General features: G+C 62.9%; 19 protein-coding genes. 16 read left to right on the top strand and 3 right to left on the bottom strand.

Features of this window, described 5'->3' with window-relative positions; translation table 11 throughout:
• The first annotated feature begins 71 nt into the window (after positions 1-71).
• The 13 genes from ABIB80_RS09350 (at position 72) to ABIB80_RS09410 (ending at position 10226) form a co-directional block, all read left to right on the top strand.
• Positions 72-1307: a flagellar hook protein FlgE gene (locus ABIB80_RS09350; protein WP_354127238.1), complete on the top strand. Its 1236-nt coding sequence runs from the start codon at positions 72-74 to the stop codon at positions 1305-1307.
• A 34-nt stretch (positions 1308-1341) separates the two neighbouring features.
• Entirely contained in the window at positions 1342-2820 is a 1479-nt protein-coding gene (gene flgK / locus ABIB80_RS09355; protein ID WP_354127239.1) for a flagellar hook-associated protein FlgK, read from the top strand.
• Positions 2821-2823: 3 nt separating this feature from the next.
• Positions 2824-3870 carry a flagellar hook-associated family protein gene (locus ABIB80_RS09360; RefSeq protein ID WP_007595855.1) on the top strand — a complete coding sequence of 349 codons (1047 nt, stop codon included), beginning with the start codon at positions 2824-2826 and terminating at the stop codon, positions 3868-3870.
• Positions 3871-3937: 67 nt separating this feature from the next.
• On the top strand, positions 3938-4282 hold the full coding sequence (flaF, locus tag ABIB80_RS09365; RefSeq protein ID WP_007595854.1) for a flagellar biosynthesis regulator FlaF: 345 nt from the start codon (positions 3938-3940) through the stop codon (positions 4280-4282).
• Entirely contained in the window at positions 4282-4692 is a 411-nt protein-coding gene (gene flbT / locus ABIB80_RS09370; protein ID WP_007595853.1) for a flagellar biosynthesis repressor FlbT, read from the top strand. The genes flaF and flbT overlap by 1 nt, the downstream gene beginning before the upstream one ends.
• 12 nt (positions 4693-4704) lie before the next feature.
• On the top strand, positions 4705-5127 hold the full coding sequence (gene flgD, locus ABIB80_RS09375; RefSeq protein WP_007595852.1) for a flagellar hook assembly protein FlgD: 423 nt from the start codon (positions 4705-4707) through the stop codon (positions 5125-5127).
• Positions 5124-5390 (top strand): flagellar biosynthesis protein FliQ, encoded by a 267-nt coding sequence (gene fliQ, locus ABIB80_RS09380; RefSeq protein ID WP_018453982.1) that lies wholly within the window; start codon positions 5124-5126, stop codon positions 5388-5390. Before flgD ends, fliQ begins: the two co-directional genes overlap by 4 nt.
• Positions 5391-5484: 94 nt before the next feature.
• Positions 5485-7566 (top strand): flagellar biosynthesis protein FlhA, encoded by a 2082-nt coding sequence (flhA, locus tag ABIB80_RS09385; RefSeq protein ID WP_007595850.1) that lies wholly within the window; start codon positions 5485-5487, stop codon positions 7564-7566.
• Positions 7563-8315, top strand: coding sequence for a flagellar biosynthesis protein FliR (gene fliR / locus ABIB80_RS09390; protein WP_219681265.1), 753 nt, complete (start codon positions 7563-7565; stop codon positions 8313-8315). Before flhA ends, fliR begins: the two co-directional genes overlap by 4 nt.
• A 5-nt stretch (positions 8316-8320) precedes the next feature.
• Positions 8321-8740, top strand: a complete 420-nt coding sequence (locus ABIB80_RS09395) for a hypothetical protein (RefSeq protein ID WP_035995241.1) — start codon at positions 8321-8323, stop codon at positions 8738-8740.
• Entirely contained in the window at positions 8737-9216 is a 480-nt protein-coding gene (locus tag ABIB80_RS09400; RefSeq protein WP_219681263.1) for a rod-binding protein, read from the top strand. Before ABIB80_RS09395 ends, ABIB80_RS09400 begins: the two co-directional genes overlap by 4 nt.
• Before the next feature lie 42 nt (positions 9217-9258).
• A complete protein-coding gene (locus ABIB80_RS09405; RefSeq protein ID WP_088940978.1) occupies positions 9259-9771 on the top strand; it encodes a flagellar biosynthesis protein FlgN in 513 nt (170 codons plus the stop codon).
• Positions 9768-10226 (top strand): hypothetical protein, encoded by a 459-nt coding sequence (locus ABIB80_RS09410; RefSeq protein WP_007595846.1) that lies wholly within the window; start codon positions 9768-9770, stop codon positions 10224-10226. The genes ABIB80_RS09405 and ABIB80_RS09410 overlap by 4 nt, the downstream gene beginning before the upstream one ends.
• 175 nt (positions 10227-10401) lie before the next feature.
• Here ABIB80_RS09410 and ABIB80_RS09415 read toward each other — a convergent pair whose 3' ends face one another.
• A complete protein-coding gene (locus tag ABIB80_RS09415) occupies positions 10402-11172 on the bottom strand; it encodes a response regulator transcription factor (protein WP_354127240.1) in 771 nt (256 codons plus the stop codon).
• Positions 11173-11990: 818 nt separating this feature from the next.
• Here ABIB80_RS09415 and ABIB80_RS09420 point away from each other — a divergent pair.
• Complete coding sequence (locus ABIB80_RS09420) at positions 11991-12995, top strand: hypothetical protein (protein ID WP_219681261.1); 1005 nt, start codon at positions 11991-11993, stop codon at positions 12993-12995.
• A 14-nt stretch (positions 12996-13009) separates the two neighbouring features.
• Here ABIB80_RS09420 and ABIB80_RS09425 read toward each other — a convergent pair whose 3' ends face one another.
• The gene (locus ABIB80_RS09425) at positions 13010-13588 is read right to left on the bottom strand and encodes a MarR family winged helix-turn-helix transcriptional regulator (protein WP_007595842.1); all 579 of its coding nucleotides are present in this window, start codon (positions 13586-13588) and stop codon (positions 13010-13012) included.
• Positions 13589-14014: 426 nt separating this feature from the next.
• On the opposite strand from ABIB80_RS09425, the gene ABIB80_RS09430 reads away from it, so the two are divergent.
• A complete protein-coding gene (locus ABIB80_RS09430; RefSeq protein WP_219681297.1) occupies positions 14015-15304 on the top strand; it encodes an MFS transporter in 1290 nt (429 codons plus the stop codon).
• 113 nt (positions 15305-15417) lie between these two features.
• Positions 15418-16305: a dienelactone hydrolase family protein gene (locus ABIB80_RS09435; protein WP_219681260.1), complete on the top strand. Its 888-nt coding sequence runs from the start codon at positions 15418-15420 to the stop codon at positions 16303-16305.
• A gap of 7 nt (positions 16306-16312) precedes the next feature.
• On the opposite strand, the gene ABIB80_RS09440 is transcribed toward ABIB80_RS09435, so the two are convergent.
• Complete coding sequence (locus tag ABIB80_RS09440) at positions 16313-17167, bottom strand: SDR family oxidoreductase (protein WP_007595839.1); 855 nt, start codon at positions 17165-17167, stop codon at positions 16313-16315.
• Positions 17168-17211: the final 44 nt, after the last annotated feature.

Here is a 17211-nt window from a genome sequence, read left to right on the forward strand (position 1 = left end):
GCTCCTTACCATCAGCCCCGCGCAAGCAAACCCCATCATTGTAATTACAACCTACTTAAGGAGCCCAATCCATGAGCCTCTACGGCATTATGCGTACCGGTGTTTCCGGGATGGCCGCGCAATCCAACAAGCTGTCGACGGTTTCGGACAACATCGCGAACGTCAACACCACCGGCTACAAGCGGGCTTCGACCGAGTTCTCCTCGCTGATCCTGAAGAGCGGTTCGGGCAATTACGATTCCGGCGCGGTCGAGACCACCGTCCGCTATGCCATCAGCGATGCCGGACATACGCAATTCACCACATCGAGCACGGATCTTGCCGTTCAAGGCAACGGCTTCTTCGTGGTATCGGACGCCACCAACACGCAGCAATTCCTGACGCGGGCCGGCTCGTTCGTCCCGGACAGCCAGGGCAATCTGGTCAATGCGGCCGGCTACTACCTCCTCGGCCAGCCGGGGAAGGTGACCAATTTCTCGCAGAACAGCCTGTCGGGAATGCAGATCGTGAACATCGCCCAGGTCTCGCAGGTGCCCGTGCCATCGACGGCGGGAACGCTCACCACCGGCAATCTGGATCCGACGGCAGCACCCATTGCCGGTCCGCCCGGCCCGGGCGCGTACTCGTCGAAAAGCTCGATCGTGACCTACGACAATATCGGCCAGGCCGTTAAGGTCGATCTCTATATGTCCCATACCGCGAATGTGCCGGGCGTGTCGGACACGTGGCAAATCCAAGCCTACGACTCGACGACGGGCGCCACGCTCGGCGCGACCGGCGCTTATACCTTCGACACGACGACGGCCGGAAAGGGCGCGCTGGCCGCAGCGAGCGCCACGACGCTTGCATTTCCGGTCACCAACGGCGCGACCGTGACCCTCGACTTGTCGAACATGACGCAGGTCGGCACCAACTTCAGCTTCAAGGCCACTGTCAACGGTAGCGTTCCGTCGGCCATCGATAAGGTCGACGTTGACCAGAACGGGTACGTGACCGCCGTGCTCAAGAATGGTCAGCAGCTGACGCTCTACACGCTCATGCTCGCCGACGTGGCGAGCCCCGATAATCTGACGCCCGAGCCGGGCAACGTCTATTCGACCAACCAGAATTCGGGCAACGCCCAGGCCGCGAATGCCGGCACCGGTGGGCTTGGCACGATCCAGTCTGACGCGCTGGAAGACTCCAACGTCGACCTCGCGGACGAGCTCACCGGGATGATCGAGGCACAGCGCGGCTTCACCGCGAACTCGAAATCGTTCCAGACCGGCGCCGACCTACTCGACGTCGTCGTCAACCTGAAGCGCTGAATCCTTCAGCGCTCATCCCGGCCAAGAGTAGACCATGTCCCTTACCGCTGCTCTCGACTCAGCTCGCGCATCGCTCATGGCGTCGGGCATCCAGTCGTCGACGATCTCGCGCAACATCGCCGGTGCCAGTGCCGCCGGCTATTCGCGCAAGATCGCCGTATTGGACACTCTCCCCGGGGCCGGCGTTTACGTGGCGGCGATCCAGCGCGCCGCCAGCTCGGGGCTCTACGACAATGTCTTGACCGCAACCTCGACGTCGGCCAAGCAGAGCGCGATCCTTGACGGTCTCCAGAAGATCGCATCTGCCACGGTGGACGATCCGGAACTCGACCAGTCGCCGACGGCGCAGCTCAATGCGCTGAAGAAGGCGCTGCAGCAATATGCCAACGCCCCGGACAACACCACGCTGGCGCAGGCAGCGGTGACGTCCGCCAAGGACATGGCGACTGCGCTCAATCAGGCGACTCTGACCGTGCAGTCGGCCCGTGAGGGCGCGGATGCCGACATGCAAACGTCGGTTCAAAACATCAATCGGCTGCTCTCCCAGTTCCAGACCGTCAATACCGCGATCGTGAAGGGGACGATCTCCGGCGACGACATCACGGACTACCTCGACCAGCGCGACAGCATCGTCTCGCAGATGTCGCAGGAGGTCGGGGTCTCGATGTCGATCCGTCCCAACGGCGACGCGGCGCTCTATACCGACAGCGGCGTCGTGCTGTTCGACAAGATAGCGCGGACGGTGAGCTTTGCGCCGACGAACGCCTATACGGCCGGCACCACCGGCAATGCCGTCTATATCGACGGTGTTCCGGTGACCGGCGCCAATTCCGTGATGCCGCTCAAGTCCGGCAAGCTTGCTGGCCTGGCCCAGCTGCGCGACAATGACACGGTTACTTACCAGAGCCAGCTCGACGAAATCGCGCGCGGCCTGGTCGACGCCTTCAAGGAAAGTGACCAGTCGCCTGTTCCGACGCTGCCCGATGTCCCCGGTCTCTTCACCTACCCCGGCGCGCCGGCGATGCCGGCGAGCGCCACCGTCCTGGTGGGCCTCGCTGGTACCATTTCGGTTGCTGCATCGGTCGATCCGGCCCAGGGCGGCAATCCTAATCTGCTGCGCGACGGCGCGATCAGCGGCAACGTCGCATACCAATACAATACCGCCGGCAATGGCGGTTACTCGGCCCGGCTGCAGCAGCTCATCGGCGCCATGGATGCGTCGCAGCCGTTCGATGCGACCACGCAAGGCAAGCCGAACGGCAGCTTGATCGATTTCGCGTCGTCGTCGACGAGCTGGATCGAAAACCAGCGCAAGACCGCGGATTCCAACGTCACCTACCAGAAAACGCTGCTCGACCGCAGCACTGCGGCGCTGTCGAACGTCAGCGGCGTCAACATGGATGACGAGATGTCGTTGATGCTCCAGGTCGAGCGCACCTATTCGGCCTCGTCGAAGATCATCTCGACCGTCGACGAAATGTTGCAGAGTCTGCTGGCTGCCGTGGGAAATTAAGTCATGATGAGCGCGAACTACATCTCGACCTTGATGCTGTCTTCGTCGTTGAGATCCTCGATCACCAACAATCAGGCCGCGCTGGCCAAGGCTTCGAAGGAAGCCACCACCGGCCGCTTCGCCGATGTCGGCCTCGAGCTTGGTGCCACGACGGGAGGCGACGTCACCCTGCGGGCGGATTTGAGCTTCGCCGATCAGCTCGTCGATACCAATGGGCTCGTCGCGGGGCGACTGGACATAACGCAGAGCCGGATCACCCAGCTTGGATCGACCGCGACGGACTTCCTCAAGGACCTGATCGCGGCGCGCAGTACCGATGGCGGCGGGCGCATCATCCTGCCACCTGCGTCCTCCAACCTCCAGGATCTGATTGGCGCGCTGAACGTCTCCTATAACGGCTCGTCTCTCTTTGCGGGCATCAACACGCAGAACACGCCGATCACGGCCTACACCGCGGGCTCGGCCAGCAAGAACCAGGTCGACGCCGACTTCCTTGCGACCTTCGGCTTCTCGCAATCATCGCCCAGCGTGAACACCATCACTCCTGGCCAGATGCAGACCTTCCTCGACACCACCTTCGATGCCGAGTTCGCGAGCCCGGCCTGGAACACGAATTGGTCATCGGCGACCGACCAGGTGATGCAAAGCCGTATCTCCACGACCGAGATCGCCGATACCTCCGTCAGCGCCAATCAGACAGGCTTCCGCAAGCTCGCCGAGGCCTACACCATGATGGCAGATCTCGGGAACGCGAACCTGGACCAAGCGACGTTCCAGGTCGTCGTGGATAAAGCCATCGGCCTTGTCGGAAACGCCATCACGGACCTTGCGACCCTCGGCGGCGACATCGGCACGGTCCAGCAGCGGATCACCTCCGCAACCGACAAGCTCAAGACGCAGCAGGATATTCTGAACAATCAGATCGTCGGTATAGAGAAGGTCGATCCGACGGAAGCCTCCGTGAGGGTCAACACCTTGCAGACGCAGATCCAGACGGCGCTTGCGCTCACCTCGCAGCTCCAGAAGATCAGCCTCATCAACTATCTCTGAGTCCAGCTCCTTCGTAAGGCGCGTAACCCTTGTCTTGTTGTTCGGTCTCCTGCGCAGAGTTGTCCTGATGACGTTTGAAGCCTATGAATCGGTCGTCGACGAGAGCGGCTATGAGGCGCGGGGCCGCGAGCGGCAGGCGCTCAGCCTCGGCATCGACCGGCTCGAGCGGATCCAGTCGGACCGCTTCAGCCTCGAGGATCTGGTCGAGAGCCTGCTCTATGTGCGGCGGCTGTGGACGATCTTCATCGAGGATCTCGCGCATCCGGAAAACGGACTTCCGGAAAAGCTGCGCGCCGACATCATCTCGATCGGCCTGTGGGTGGTCAAGGAAGCCGACCGCCTTCGTGAAGAAAAGTCGAACGACGTTATCCAGCTCATCGAAATCAACCGCCTGATCCGAGACGCACTTTGATGAAGATATCCTTGCGTGCGGGCGAACGGGTCTACATCAACGGCGCGGTGCTGCGCGTGGACCGCAAGGTCTCCGTCGAGCTCGTCAACGACGTGATGTTCCTGCTCGAAGGGCAGATCATGCAGGCCTCCGACGCCACCACGGCGCTGCGGCAGCTCTATTTCATCGTCCAGCTCATGCTGATGAATCCGACCGACGTCCGCGATGCTTCGGCTCTCTACGCGCAGCATCACGCCGCCCTGCTCGCGGTGTGCGAGAGCCAGGAGATGCTGGTCGGGCTTGGCACGGTCGACGACCTGGTCGGAGCGACCCGTTACTTCGAGGCGCTCAAGCGGATCCGGGCACTGTTTCCAGTGGAGCAGGCCATCCTGGCCGGCGCCACGATCGATTCCCCATTCGAGGCTGCCTGACAGGAGAACTACATGAACGTCACCAGCGCGACCGATAGCACCAGCAAGTCGTCCAGTTCGACCAGCTCGACGACGCCGAAGTCGAGCACCGGCGTCGACTACAACACGTTTCTTCAGCTCCTCATCGCGGAGATGAAAAACCAGGATCCGACCAATCCGATGGATACCTCGCAATATATGAGCCAGTTTGCGCAGCTCTCGTCGGTCGAGCAGGCGATGCAGACCAATACCAAGCTCGACGCTCTGCTGTCTTCGCAGTCGCTGTCGCAGGCCGACGGGCTGATCGGAAAGACCGTCAGCTTCACGGACGCGACCGGAGCGAGCTTCAGCGGCAAGGTCGCTTCGATCTCCATCAACAGCGACGGCTCCGTCGCGACGCTCGAGAACGGCACGAAAGTCGCGATCGGCCCCGGTCTCACGATCAGCCAGTCATGAACGAACGGGATGCTCTCGACATCGTCCAGGCGGCGATCTGGACCATCATCGTCGCCTCCGGGCCTGCCGTCGGTGCCGCGATGCTGGTCGGCACCATCATCGCGCTGATCCAGGCGCTGACCCAGATCCAGGAGGTGACGCTGACCTTCGTTCCGAAGATCATCGTCATTCTCGTGGTCGTTGCCGTCTCCGGCTCCTTCATCGGAGCCCATCTCTCCACCTTCACCGAGATGGTCTATTCGCACATCGAGCGCGGCTTCTGATCCGGACGGTCCCGGCCGCCTCTGCCACCCCTGCCACCACCCCCGCGTAAGCTTTGCACGGCAGATTACGGGCCGGATCCTCTGCCGGTGACCCATGTCCGATACGTTAGCCGCTAGCCTGCCGACCCCGCGACGATTGGGCGCCGATGCCTTTTTCGCAGGCGGCATCGTGGCCATGCTCACGATCCTGTTCCTGCCCATACCGCCGATCCTGATCGATCTCGGCCTCGCGTTCTCGATCGCGCTCTCGGCACTGATCCTGATGGTCGCACTGTGGATCCAGCGGCCGCTTGATTTTTCTGCCTTCCCGACCGTGCTCCTGATCGCGACGATCCTGCGGCTTGCGCTCAACGTCGCAACGACCCGTCTCATCCTGTCGCGCGGCGGGGAGGGGGAAAACGCCGCGGGCCATGTCGTTGCCGGTTTCTCGAAGTTCGTCATGGGCGGCGACTTCGTCATCGGCCTGATCATTTTCGCGATTCTGGTCACGGTGAACTTCGTCGTGATCACCAAGGGCGCGACGCGTATCGCCGAAGTCGGCGCCCGTTTCACTCTGGATGCCATCCCCGGCAAGCAGATGGCGATCGACGCGGATCTGTCCGCGGGCCTGATCGACGACAAGGAAGCCCAGCGCCGGCGCCGCGAGCTGGAAGAGGAGAGCGCGTTCTTCGGCGCCATGGACGGTGCCTCGAAATTCGTTCGCGGCGACGCCGTCGCCGGTTTGATCATCACCGCGATCAACATTTTCGGCGGTATCATCATCGGCGTGACGCATCACGGGTTGACGCTGGCACGCGCCGCCGACGTCTACACCAAGCTGTCCGTGGGCGACGGTCTGGTAACGCAGATGCCGGCGCTGATCGTGTCGCTGTCGGCGGGCCTGCTCGTCTCGAAGGGCGGCACCCGGGGTTCGGCCGAGCAGGCCGTGTTGCGGCAGCTCGGCGGCTATCCGCGCGCGGTGTCGGCCGCCGCGTTGATGATGTTCGTGCTCGCCTTGATGCCGGGGCTGCCGACGGCGCCCTTCCTGCTGCTCGGCGGCGTCATGGCCTTCGTCGGGTATTCGCTGCCGAGGCGGCAGGCAGCCCTGAAGCAGAAGGAAGATGCGCGCAAGGCCGACGAACGCGCCCAGGTCGATGCCAAGGAATCCGTCAAGGAATCGCTCAAGACCGCGGAGATCGAGCTGGCGCTCGGCGGTCACCTCTCGGTGCATCTGCTGGGCTCGCGCAACGAACTGGCGCATCGCGTGGCCAAGATCCGCAAGAAGTTCGCCAAGCAGTACGGCTTCGTGGTTCCCGAGATCAAGCTCACCGACAATCTGTCGATCGATCCCAAGGGATACCAGATCCGGATCCACGACACCCGCGTCGCCCAGGGCGAGCTCCGGCTCGGAGAAGTGCTGGTCCTCGTCGACAAGGACGGCAAGCCCGACGTTCCCGGCGAAGAGGTGATCGAGCCGGCCTTCGGCATGAAGGCGCTGTGGGTGACGGACGCGTTCACCGACGAGGTCAAGCGTCAGGGCTGCAAGCCGGTCGACAATCTGTCGGTGCTGCTCACGCATCTGAGCGAAGTGATCAGGGCCAACCTCGCCCAGCTGCTGTCCTACAAGGACATGCGCGGCCTGCTCGACCGGCTCGATCCCGAATACAAGCGCCTGGTCGAGGATCTCTGCCCGTCGCAGATATCGTATTCGGGGCTGCTGGCGATTCTGAAGATCCTGCTGGCCGAGCGCGTGTCGATCCGCAACCTGCATCTGATCCTCGAAGCCATCGCCGAGATCGCGCCTCATGTGCGGCGCTCCGAGCAGGTGGCAGAGCATGTGCGTACGCGTCTTGCCCAGCAGATTTGCGGCGATCTCTCCGACAACGGCGTGCTCAACGTCGTCCGTCTCGGCAACCGCTGGGATCTCGCGTTCCACCAGAGCTTGAAGCGCGACGCCAAGGGCGACGTCGTCGAATTCGACGCCGATCCGCGCCTGATCGAGCAGTTCGCGACCGAAGCCAGCGCCGCGATCCGCAAGTTCACCGAGAACGGCACCAGCGTGGTGCTGGCCGTGACCCCGGAAGCGCGTCCCTACGTCCGGATGATCCTGGAGCGGGTCTTTCCGACACTGCCGATCCTGTCGCATGTCGAAGTCGCGCGCAGCACCGAAATCAGGGCCCTCGGAGCCATATCGTGATCAGCGGCCTCACCGACAGCGTGCTGGTGACGTTCATCGTGTTCTGCCGCATCGGTGCCTGCCTGATGCTGGTCCCCGGCTATTCCAGCGTCAATGTTCCGGCCCAGGTCCGCTTGTTCGTTGCGCTGGTGACGACGTTCGCACTGACGCCGATCCTGGCCGCCGTCCTGAAACCTCTCACGGACAACGCGGCGCCGCTGACGCTCGCGCTCCTGATCTGCTCCGAACTCGTGGTCGGTGCCGTCATCGGGCTCGGCGGTCGCGTGTTCTTTCTCGCACTCCAGACCATGGCCACCGTGATGGCCAGCGCGATCGGGCTGAGCAACATCCCGGGGACGCCGGTCGGCGACACCGATCCGGCGCCGGCCCTGGTGCCGCTGATCATGACGTCGGTCACGACGCTGTTCTTCATGACCGACCAGCACTGGCAGGTCCTGCGCGGGCTGATGAACTCCTACGACGTCTGGCATCCCGGCGACCGGCTCGGCGGCAGCATGCCGCTCGACCAGCTCGTCGGCCGGCTATCGGAGGCATTCGTGCTGACGCTGCGGATCGCCAGCCCTTTCATCGTCTATTCGGTCGTCGTCAACCTGGCGGTCGGCCTGATCAACAAGCTGACGCCGGCGATTCCGGTCTATTTCATCTCGGTGCCCTTCGTGCTGTTCGGCGGCTTCCTGCTGCTCTACCTCACCAGCGACGAGCTCCTGAGGCAATTCATGCTCGGCGTCTCATCGTGGCTGGCGGAGTAATCGCCATGACGTCGCGCGCGGACAAGCTCGGCCGGATGGTCTCGCTCGTGAAGCTCCAGCTCCGGTTGTCAGAGTGGCAGCTCGCGCAGCTGCGGCAGCAGGAGCGCAGCTTGCAGGACGAACAGGAATGGCTGGTCGGAACTCTCAACGAGGGGAAGCCGCCGGCGGGATCATCGAGCGAATCGATCGCGCGGCGCCTGACCAGAACCAGCGTCGGCGCGCGCGCGATTCAGGCCCAGGCCTCGCAGCAGCTCGACCAGGTTCGCGCGGAGAGCCGCCGTGTGAAGCAGTTCGAGCAGGTCGCGAAGGCGGCGCTCGCGGACAAGCTTCGCGACGTCGAGAAGCGATCGCTCGAGGAGATGACGGGAACAAGCCTCACCGTGCGCGAGTGGACGCCACGGCCAGCCAATCGGACCAAGACATGATCGTGACCGCGACACCCGACCTCGTTCTCGACGTCCTCGACGCCGCCGATCCCGTGACGCAGCGCGCGGCCACAGCGAAGCTCGACGCGCTCAAATCATCGGACACGGATTTCGCCGCCACGATGGATGCGGAGGTCGGCAAGGCCAAGGCGGCGGCTGCCGATCAATCCGCGACGAAGCTTTCGGAACCGCAGTCGGGTGCGGTGAACGGAGCGCCGGTGCAGGTGATCAAGGCGCCGGCATCCGGCGAGGTGTACCGCAAGTTCGAGGCCTTCATCCTCCAGACCTTCGTCGAGACGATGTTGCCGAAGGAGTCGGAGGAGGTCTTTGGAAAAGGCACGGCCGGCGGCGTCTGGAAGTCGATGCTGGCGGAGCAACTTGGTGCTCAGCTGGCAAAGGGCAAGGGCATTGGCATTGCCAAGCAGCTCGCCGCCGCGCATCCGGCGGGGCCGGATGCTACGGGCAAGGCCGGATGACGATCCGGGAATGGATGACAGAAGTTGAAGGGTGACTTTCCTATGCAGGCACAAGAAGGCGCGGCGGCCATGGTGATGGAACAGCCGGCCGTGGACACCGAGGCGACGACGATGGCAGCCGTGTCGGGCGATGGGCTGTTGCCCGTCCTGCTGCCGAATGTCGGTGGTGAGGTGGCGAACGACGGTGCGGACCCGGCGAGATCGGACGAGGTACGCGGCCTGTTAGCCGCGATCCGCCGGCTCGAAGCCATCGTCGAAGAGGAGACGGCAGCGCTCGCGACGGGCAAGAAAATCGACTTCGACGAGTTCAGCGCCCGGAAGAGCCGGAGCATGCTGGAATTCGTCCGCCTGATGCGGGCACGAATGCACCTCGGCGGCGAGGTCGAGATCACTGAGGAGATCCAGCGGCTGCGCGAGAAGCTCGAGCGAAACCGTTCCATCCTCGAAATGCATTACGATGCGGTGCGCGAGGTCGCGACCATCATAGTCAAGGCCATCAAGGACGCCGAGTCGGACGGCACCTATACCGGTCGCGCAGCACAGGACGGAAAATGATCAGACTCGTGCTAGCCGGGCTCTGGGTATGCATCCTCACCGCGGGAACGAGCTACGCCGTGGCCTATTGGAAGGAAAATGGCAGCCTGCTGCCGGCAAAGGACGAATACCTTGACGGGCTGCAGTACCAGAAGACGCGGGCGCTGAGCGTGCCCATGGTCGAGGGTGGCAACGTTCAGGGCTACATCGTCGCGCGCTTTGTCTACACCGTTGAGGCGCGAACCATGCACCAGCTCAACGTGCCGCCCGAGCCGTTCGTCGTCGATGAAGCCTTCCGCAGGATCTATGCCGACGACCGCCTCGATTTCAGAAAACTCGCTCGTTACGACCTCTCCATCCTCACGACGGCCATCAAGCAGCGTGTCAACGAGCGAATGCAGGCCGAAGTCGTCCAGGACGTCCTTGTCGAGGACTTCAATTACGTGTCGAAGGAAGAATTCCAGCAGAAGCCCTAGGGCATTATCGGTTCTGATTGAATCGGAAGCGAGCCTCTAGAATTATACTTAGACGCGAGCCGCAGCGCCGGTACTGCCGCGGCTCTGTTCGCCGTTGACGTCGCCGAAACTATAACGGCCTCTGCGAAGATGGTTCGCAGAGGCCGTTATCGGTTGCGTGGCAGCGCCCTGCCGATCAGTTTCCGGCTGGATACGCCACTGGGGCGGTATGCGCCCTGTTCAGCAGGATGCCGACCTCGTCGAGCTCCTGCATCGGCACGTCGATGGTTTCGCCGGCCGGGATGTCGAGGCGGTACCCGACGTAACGGCGGGCCACGATCGCATCGAAGCCGAGGCGGTCGCGGAGTTTCTTGCGCAGCTTGCTGACGTGGCTCTCGATCACGCTCTCGTCGAACGTCGCTTCGAAGATGCCGTAGACCGCGTTGAAGATCTGCGTCTTGGTGACCCACTTGCCGTGGTTGCTGACCATATATTCGAGAATGCGCAGTTCGCGGCGGGGCAGGGTGAGAGCGTGGCCAGCTATCTCGGGGTCACGTCCGTTGAAGAAGACCTGGATCCTGGTCTCGCAGGGCCGCGGCAGTTCCCCGACCCGGCGGCGCGCAATCGCGGCCGTTCGGGCGAGGATCTCGCGGAGGTGAATCGGCACGTGGACGACGTCGTCGACGCCCGATTCGAAGAGCTCCAGCGTGTTCTTGAGCATCTTCTGGCCGCTCATGGCGATGATGGGAGCCCAGGAGCGCTTGCGCATCGCCCGCGGCAGGCTTCCGCGGGTGTCGCAATCCCCGAGGAGGAAGGCGTCCACCGCGGCCAGATCCGATTCACTCGCAGATTGCAGCCAGTCCCAGAATTCTCCGGAGGAGAAGCCGATCGACGATACACCTTCGCGAACGAGCCCTCCGACATAGCTGTTCGTGACGCTCTCGCGATCATCAACGATAATATACATCAGTTTTTCGCCCCTGTTTCGCACTTGTTACGGCCGGTTGGTTGTTGTGATGCCCGGCTCGGCAACTGTGCTGTTTGACGATATTCCTTCCCGCGAACCGTTATTATGGTTTCGATATTCGCGGGCAGCCCTACGCATTCAGTGCCTGCGTCTCGCAGGCCTGCTACTTCGACTCGATACTGAACGCTTACTGCGTGAGGCTCGGCGGGTGTCTTGCGGATCACCTCGCGGAGCGGATTGAGAAAGCGACCTAGAACAGTTGCGCCAAGTTGCTCATGCGTCCGAACGCCACTGTACTTTGTCGATCTCCTCGCTAACTGGCGAGAATCACTTGAGTAGGACCGTAACAATTGCCGATTTCCGATCAAGCGTGCGCAACTAAGCGTTTGCTACACGTGCTTGATGCTGTTGATTCGTTTCGAGTTGTTTCTTTGTATGTTCAATCGCATCAGTTGATTTGGAATTCGAACTAGTTTTGCACCTTGGCGGTTCTAAAGTTCCGCATCCCCGTATGATTACAGCTATTTTGGGCGGTGCTGCGCTTCATGCAGATTGAGGGATTTTCAACCCCGGATTGACTCCCGTCATCGTCTTTCCACGTGCGACAATTCGACTCATGTATGGCGAGGCGACTCCAGCTTGGCGAAATCTTGGCGAGGGTGTGTCTTTCGAGTCGCACTCTCGCCACGTGCGTGACGCGTTTGACTCATGTGACGTCGCACCGCGCGTGATGAAAAGTTTTGGATGCGCACGTTTCAGGCAAGCTTCGGCAAATAACGTCACCGTTCGACAGATCGAACCGAACGGAGCATTCTCGCATGTTGTCCGATGGACAAGCTCGTCCCAACGCGACCGTGGATGTCCCCGCAGCGGCGAAACCGGCTGCGGAGACGCGCGATGCCAAAGACAATGCGGCGCCGACGGCCAAGCCTTCTGCAAATACCAAGCTTTTTGCAAACACCAAGCCTTTTGCAAATACCAATCCTTCCGCGACTACCAAGCCTGCTGCGAACACCAAGCCTGCGCCGGCAGCAGCGAGTGATGAAACTCTGGCGAAAGAGGCGCTCGAGGGTCTGAAGCGTATTCGCGCCAAGGCGCGCCTCGACAAGATGGCAATCCCCAAGCCTACGCCCATCGTGATCAAGCCGGCCGTGATCGTGGCCAAGCCGCCGCCGCCGCGTCCGACATGGGTCGCGCCGCTCGCGACATTGGCGGTCGCTGCGATCCTGGTCGTCTGTGCCTGCACCGGCGTGATCGCCTATTTCGCCATGCAGCCCGCCCAGAACAACGTCGCGGCCAATACTGAGATCAGGAATCTGCGCGAGACGGTGGCACAACTGCGCAGGCAGGTGTCGGGGGTGTCCGACAATCTCGACGGCCTGCGCACCGCGGTCGATCAGTCGAGCAAGGCGACCAATGACCGTTTTGGCCGTTTTGGCGAGAATCTGGATCGCATCGAACGGGTGAGCTCGTCCTCTACGGTGAAGCTCGATAAGCTTGCCCAGGTGCAGGCCCAGGCTCCGGCGCCCGTCGCTTCACAGCCAATGCCGATGATGGCCTCGGCCGCTACGCCCGAGGTCACGGGATCGGTAGCACCGTCCGAGCGCATTTCGGCTCCGCGCAAGACGGTCAAGGGCTGGTCGGTCCGCCAGGCCTATGAGGGGATTGCGATCCTGCAAGGCCCGAACGGCGTCATCGAAGCGGTGCTGGGACAGCAAGTGCCCGGCCTTGGCCGCATCGAGGAGATCAGAAACGAGAACGGACGTCTGGTGGTCGAGTCCAGCGGGGGCGTCATCTATTCGTCACGCAAGGCGACGCCCTGATCGAGGGCCGCCTTCTATTTACGGTGATGCTCGAAACTGGTGCATAGCAGATCGACCTCCGCCTCCGCGATCGGCGCGCGAAACAGGCGGCAGCTGAACTCGGCAGTCGTCCTGCTGTCCGTGGTGCTGCGATCTTCGCGGAGGAAGATGCATCGCTTGCAGACGTCGGTATGGTGCCGCTGTTCGGCTGCGTCCGACTGATCCAGCACGTGGCGGAGCGCGTCGCGGAAGCCGACCTTCGCCTCATCCTCCAGCACGCCGATGGACTCGATGAGGACGTTGACGGGGTCGCGCACCAGGAACTTCTTGCCCTGTTGTGTCACGCTCAGCATCACTGACCGCTTGTCCTGGGCCGAGCGCTTTCGCTCGAGATAGCCGAGCCGCTCCAGCTCGCCAATGATGAACGAGGCGGTGCCGCGCGTGGTGCCGACGTAACTCGCGAGCGCCGACGGCGTCCGGGAAAACCGGTTGGCGCGGGAAAGGAAACGCAGCGCCATCCACTCGCGGTCGCGCAAGCCGTGCTTGGCGCCTTCGAACCACAAGATACGGGCGACCTGTTCCAGCAGTTCGATCGATTCGCGAGCCAAGTTCATTTCAATTCCAGGTCGGATAAATCTTGATTCAATTGAGCTTTTGGTAGCGCAATCCTGGCGGCTGATAATGAAGATCCCGAGGGATGCGGAACCTTCCGACCGTGGAACTAGAGCGTCACGAAGAAAGTTCGAGTAAATCGCCCGGCTCAACTCTTCTGAAAATTTCAGTCAAATGACCGCGGCTTTGCGTGCAAATTCCGCTAGCGCGGGATGTGCGTGCGGCACGATGTGTCGTTGCGACTACCGCAAAGCCCATTTGTTGCGCGATGCGCCTCGAATTGCGCGAGCGGACGGGGCGGCCGCAACTGGGGCAGCGGAAAAGGGGACGGGGGAACCACCGTTTTCGGTTAATGAATGTTGCGTTGCAATGCGGCCAGGCGGTTAAATCGAAATAGGATCGAGCCCGGGAATGCCAGAGTGTCGTCCGTGATCGAGCAAGTGAAGCCGTTCAGCGTCAAGCGCGCAGCATTGGCCGCCACCGTCGGCAACATGCTCGAATTCTACGACTTCATCACCTACAGCTTCTTCGCCATCCAGATCGGCCATACCTTCTTCCCGACGGGAAGCGAGTACGGCAGCCTGATGCTGTCGCTGGCGACCTTCGGCGCCGGCTTCGTGACGCGGCCGATCGGCGGAATCGTGCTCGGGATCTATTCCGACCGGATCGGCCGGCGGCCTGCCATGCTGCTGAGCTTCGCGCTGATGGGGCTATCGATCCTGACCATCGCGCTCACGCCGTCCTATCAATCGATCGGCCTTGCAGCGCCCGTCATCGTGATCGCGGCGCGTATGGCGCAAGGCTTTGCTTTGGGCGGGGAGGTTGGACCGACCACCGCCTATCTGATCGAGATCGCCCCGCCCCAGCATCGCGCGCTGGTGGTGGCCTGGCAGCCGGCGAGCCAGGAGATCGCCGCGACCGCGGGCGCACTCGTCGGCGTCATCCTGAGCAGGACGATGGCGCCAGAGATGCTCGACGCCTATGGCTGGCGGGTGGCGTTTCTGATCGGAGCGGTGTGCCTGCCGTTCGGGTTCTGGATGCGCCGGACGCTGCCCGAGACGATCCCGCAGGCCCAAGCCGGTGTCCGCGCCGTCGAGCACACCAGTCATCTTTCGCAGGCGAGACGGCACCTTGGCGTCATCGGACTTGCACTGATGATCCTGGCAAGCGGCACGATCTCGACCTACGTCACCCAATATATGACGACCTATGCGCAGAACACGCTGCATGTGTCGTCGACACTGGCTTTCGCCGTGTCGCTGGTCAGCAATGGCATCCAGTTTGTCGGTGCGCTGGTCGGGGGCTGGCTGGCAGATCGTCTCGGTCGCAAGCCGGTGATGATCTGGCCGCAGCTCGCAACGCTGCTGCTGACCTACCCGACCTTCCTGTGGATCGTCCATGCCCCCGGCGCGTTGTCGCTCCTGGTTGGTTTCGGTGTCCTGTCCGTCATCGGCTCGCTGCCGTTCACTGCGTTCTACGCGACCTTCACCGAGGCGCTGCCCCAGAGCATCCGCGGCGGTGTGTTCGCGACCGTCTATGCGGTCGCGATCGCCAGCTTCGGCGGTACGGCGCAGCTCGTGGTCACCTGGCTCCTCCACGTCACCGGCAATCCGCTGGCGCCGGCCTGGTACCTGCTGCTTGCGGCGATCGTCGGACTAGTCGCGATGAGCCTCATGCCCGAGACTGCGCCAGTGAAACAGCGTCAGAACAAGACCTGAAAACAAGGCCTGAAAGCGGCGCGCTCGCAGGCTGGTGATTTGCGTTTCGCTGGCAATTATTGGCGAATGCGTCGCCTGAAGGATCAGGGGCACGCATCAGGAAGGACGAACCGATGAGTATCGAGACCACCATGACATCCGACGTCGTCGGGCTGACCAAGGTCGCCCCTGTCTCGCGCCGCGGGTTCATGAGCGCGACTGCGGCCGTCGCCGCCGGCTACACGCTTGCAGCCGGGCCCGTGCGCGCCGAGGCGATCACGACCGACACCGGCGGCCTCCAGACCGGCGACGCCAAGATCAAGGTCGGCTCCGAGCAGATGCCTGCGTATTTTGCCCGCCCCGCCGGCAACACCAAGGCGCCGGTGATCATCGTGGCGATGGAGATTTTCGGCCTGCACGAATACATCAAGGACGTGACGCGGCGCCTCGCCAAGCTCGGCGCATTCGCGATCGCGCCCGACTATTACTTTCGCAAGGGCGTCGATTTGACCAAGGTCACCGAGATCAAGGACCTGCTGCCGATCGTCAATGCCAAGCCGGACGCCGAGCTGCTGTCCGATCTCGACGCGACCGTGGCGTGGGCGGGATCGCAAGGCGGCGACACCGGTAAGCTCGGCATCATCGGCTTCTGCCGCGGCGGACGCACCGTGTGGGAATATGCCGCCCACAGCGGCACGCTCAAGGCCGGCGTCGCCTTCTACGGTCCGCCCGTCGATCCAGCCAATCCGCTGTGGCCGAAGAGCCCGATGCAGCTCGCGCCCGAGATGAAGGCACCGGTGCTCGGCCTCTATGGCGGCGCCGATACCGGCATTCCCGTCGCCCAGGTCGAGCAGCTCAAGACAGCCTTGGAGCAGAACAAGAAGACGGCCGAGTTCAAGATCTATCCGGAAGCGCCGCACGGCTTCCATGCCGACTACCGCGGCAGCTACCGCAAGGACGCCGCAGAAGATGCCTGGAAGCAGGCCCAGGCCTGGTTCAAGAAGTATGGCGTGTTGAGCTGACGCTTGGTCATGATCCTCGTTCCCCCGCTTGCCACAACGCATCGAGGGCGTGGCGGTAGGTCGGATACGCAAGCGTGACGCCGAGCTTGCGCTTCATTTTCGCGTTGGAAACACGAGCGCTGCTGGCATAGAAGCTGCGGGCCATCGCCGACATCTCGGCGGTCTCGAACGGCTCTTCCGGCGGCGGTGCAACGTTCATCAGCTTCGCCGCGTAAGCGATCACGTCCTGCGGCGGTGCCGGCTCGTCGTCACAGACGTTCCACGTGCCGCCGCTCGGATGATGAATCGCGGCCATGATCGCGCTCGCGATGTCGTCGACGTGGATGCGGTTGAACACCTGTCCCGGCTTGATGATGCGCCGGGCCGTTCCAGCGCGCAGCGTCACCAGTGCGTTACGGCCGGGGCCATAGATACCCGCAAGCCGCAGGATCGCGGCGTCGCCACCGGTCGTGTCGGTCCATGCCTGTTCCGCCGCGACCCGCATGCGCGTGCGGTCGAGGCCGGCCTGCGGCGGCGTGCTCTCGTCGACCCAGCCGCCGGCGTGATCACCATACACGCCGATCGTGGAGAGATAGATGATCCTGCGGTCGCCGCCCGCCGCAAGCAGGCCGGAGAAGGTCGCGATGGCGGGATCGCCACTGCCGCCGGGCGGGATCGAGACGAGAAGGACATCCGCGTCGCGCATGCGTTCGACCGTCTCGCGTGCCGGAATGCTCCCGGAGAAGGCGTGTACCTCGATGCCGGCGAGGTCGCCCCGCTGCGCGGGATCGCGCACCGTGCCGGCGATATGCGAGAAGCCGCCACCGAACAGGCGGACGAAGTGCCGGGCACTGTAGCCGAGACCCAGGATAAAGAGCCGCATACGTCTTCCTTGCAGGTCGGAGTTCCCGTCCGCGCCGCAGCGCG

The sequence above is a fragment of the Bradyrhizobium sp. i1.15.2 genome (assembly GCF_040548425.1).
GTDB classification, from domain to species: Bacteria; Pseudomonadota; Alphaproteobacteria; order Rhizobiales; family Xanthobacteraceae; genus Bradyrhizobium; species Bradyrhizobium canariense.

Coding starts and splice junctions, on each gene's coding strand:
- ABIB80_RS09350 (WP_354127238.1), top strand. CDS start 72: ATGAGCCTCTACGGCATTATGCGTACCGGTGTTTCCGGGATGGCCGCG.
- flgK (WP_354127239.1), top strand. CDS start 1,342: ATGTCCCTTACCGCTGCTCTCGACTCAGCTCGCGCATCGCTCATGGCG.
- ABIB80_RS09360 (WP_007595855.1), top strand. CDS start 2,824: ATGATGAGCGCGAACTACATCTCGACCTTGATGCTGTCTTCGTCGTTG.
- flaF (WP_007595854.1), top strand. CDS start 3,938: ATGACGTTTGAAGCCTATGAATCGGTCGTCGACGAGAGCGGCTATGAG.
- flbT (WP_007595853.1), top strand. CDS start 4,282: ATGAAGATATCCTTGCGTGCGGGCGAACGGGTCTACATCAACGGCGCG.
- flgD (WP_007595852.1), top strand. CDS start 4,705: ATGAACGTCACCAGCGCGACCGATAGCACCAGCAAGTCGTCCAGTTCG.
- fliQ (WP_018453982.1), top strand. CDS start 5,124: ATGAACGAACGGGATGCTCTCGACATCGTCCAGGCGGCGATCTGGACC.
- flhA (WP_007595850.1), top strand. CDS start 5,485: ATGTCCGATACGTTAGCCGCTAGCCTGCCGACCCCGCGACGATTGGGC.
- ABIB80_RS09395 (WP_035995241.1), top strand. CDS start 8,321: ATGACGTCGCGCGCGGACAAGCTCGGCCGGATGGTCTCGCTCGTGAAG.
- ABIB80_RS09400 (WP_219681263.1), top strand. CDS start 8,737: ATGATCGTGACCGCGACACCCGACCTCGTTCTCGACGTCCTCGACGCC.
- ABIB80_RS09405 (WP_088940978.1), top strand. CDS start 9,259: ATGCAGGCACAAGAAGGCGCGGCGGCCATGGTGATGGAACAGCCGGCC.
- ABIB80_RS09410 (WP_007595846.1), top strand. CDS start 9,768: ATGATCAGACTCGTGCTAGCCGGGCTCTGGGTATGCATCCTCACCGCG.
- ABIB80_RS09415 (WP_354127240.1), bottom strand. CDS start 11,172: ATGTATATTATCGTTGATGATCGCGAGAGCGTCACGAACAGCTATGTC.
- ABIB80_RS09420 (WP_219681261.1), top strand. CDS start 11,991: ATGTTGTCCGATGGACAAGCTCGTCCCAACGCGACCGTGGATGTCCCC.
- ABIB80_RS09425 (WP_007595842.1), bottom strand. CDS start 13,588: ATGAACTTGGCTCGCGAATCGATCGAACTGCTGGAACAGGTCGCCCGT.
- ABIB80_RS09435 (WP_219681260.1), top strand. CDS start 15,418: ATGAGTATCGAGACCACCATGACATCCGACGTCGTCGGGCTGACCAAG.
- ABIB80_RS09440 (WP_007595839.1), bottom strand. CDS start 17,167: ATGCGGCTCTTTATCCTGGGTCTCGGCTACAGTGCCCGGCACTTCGTC.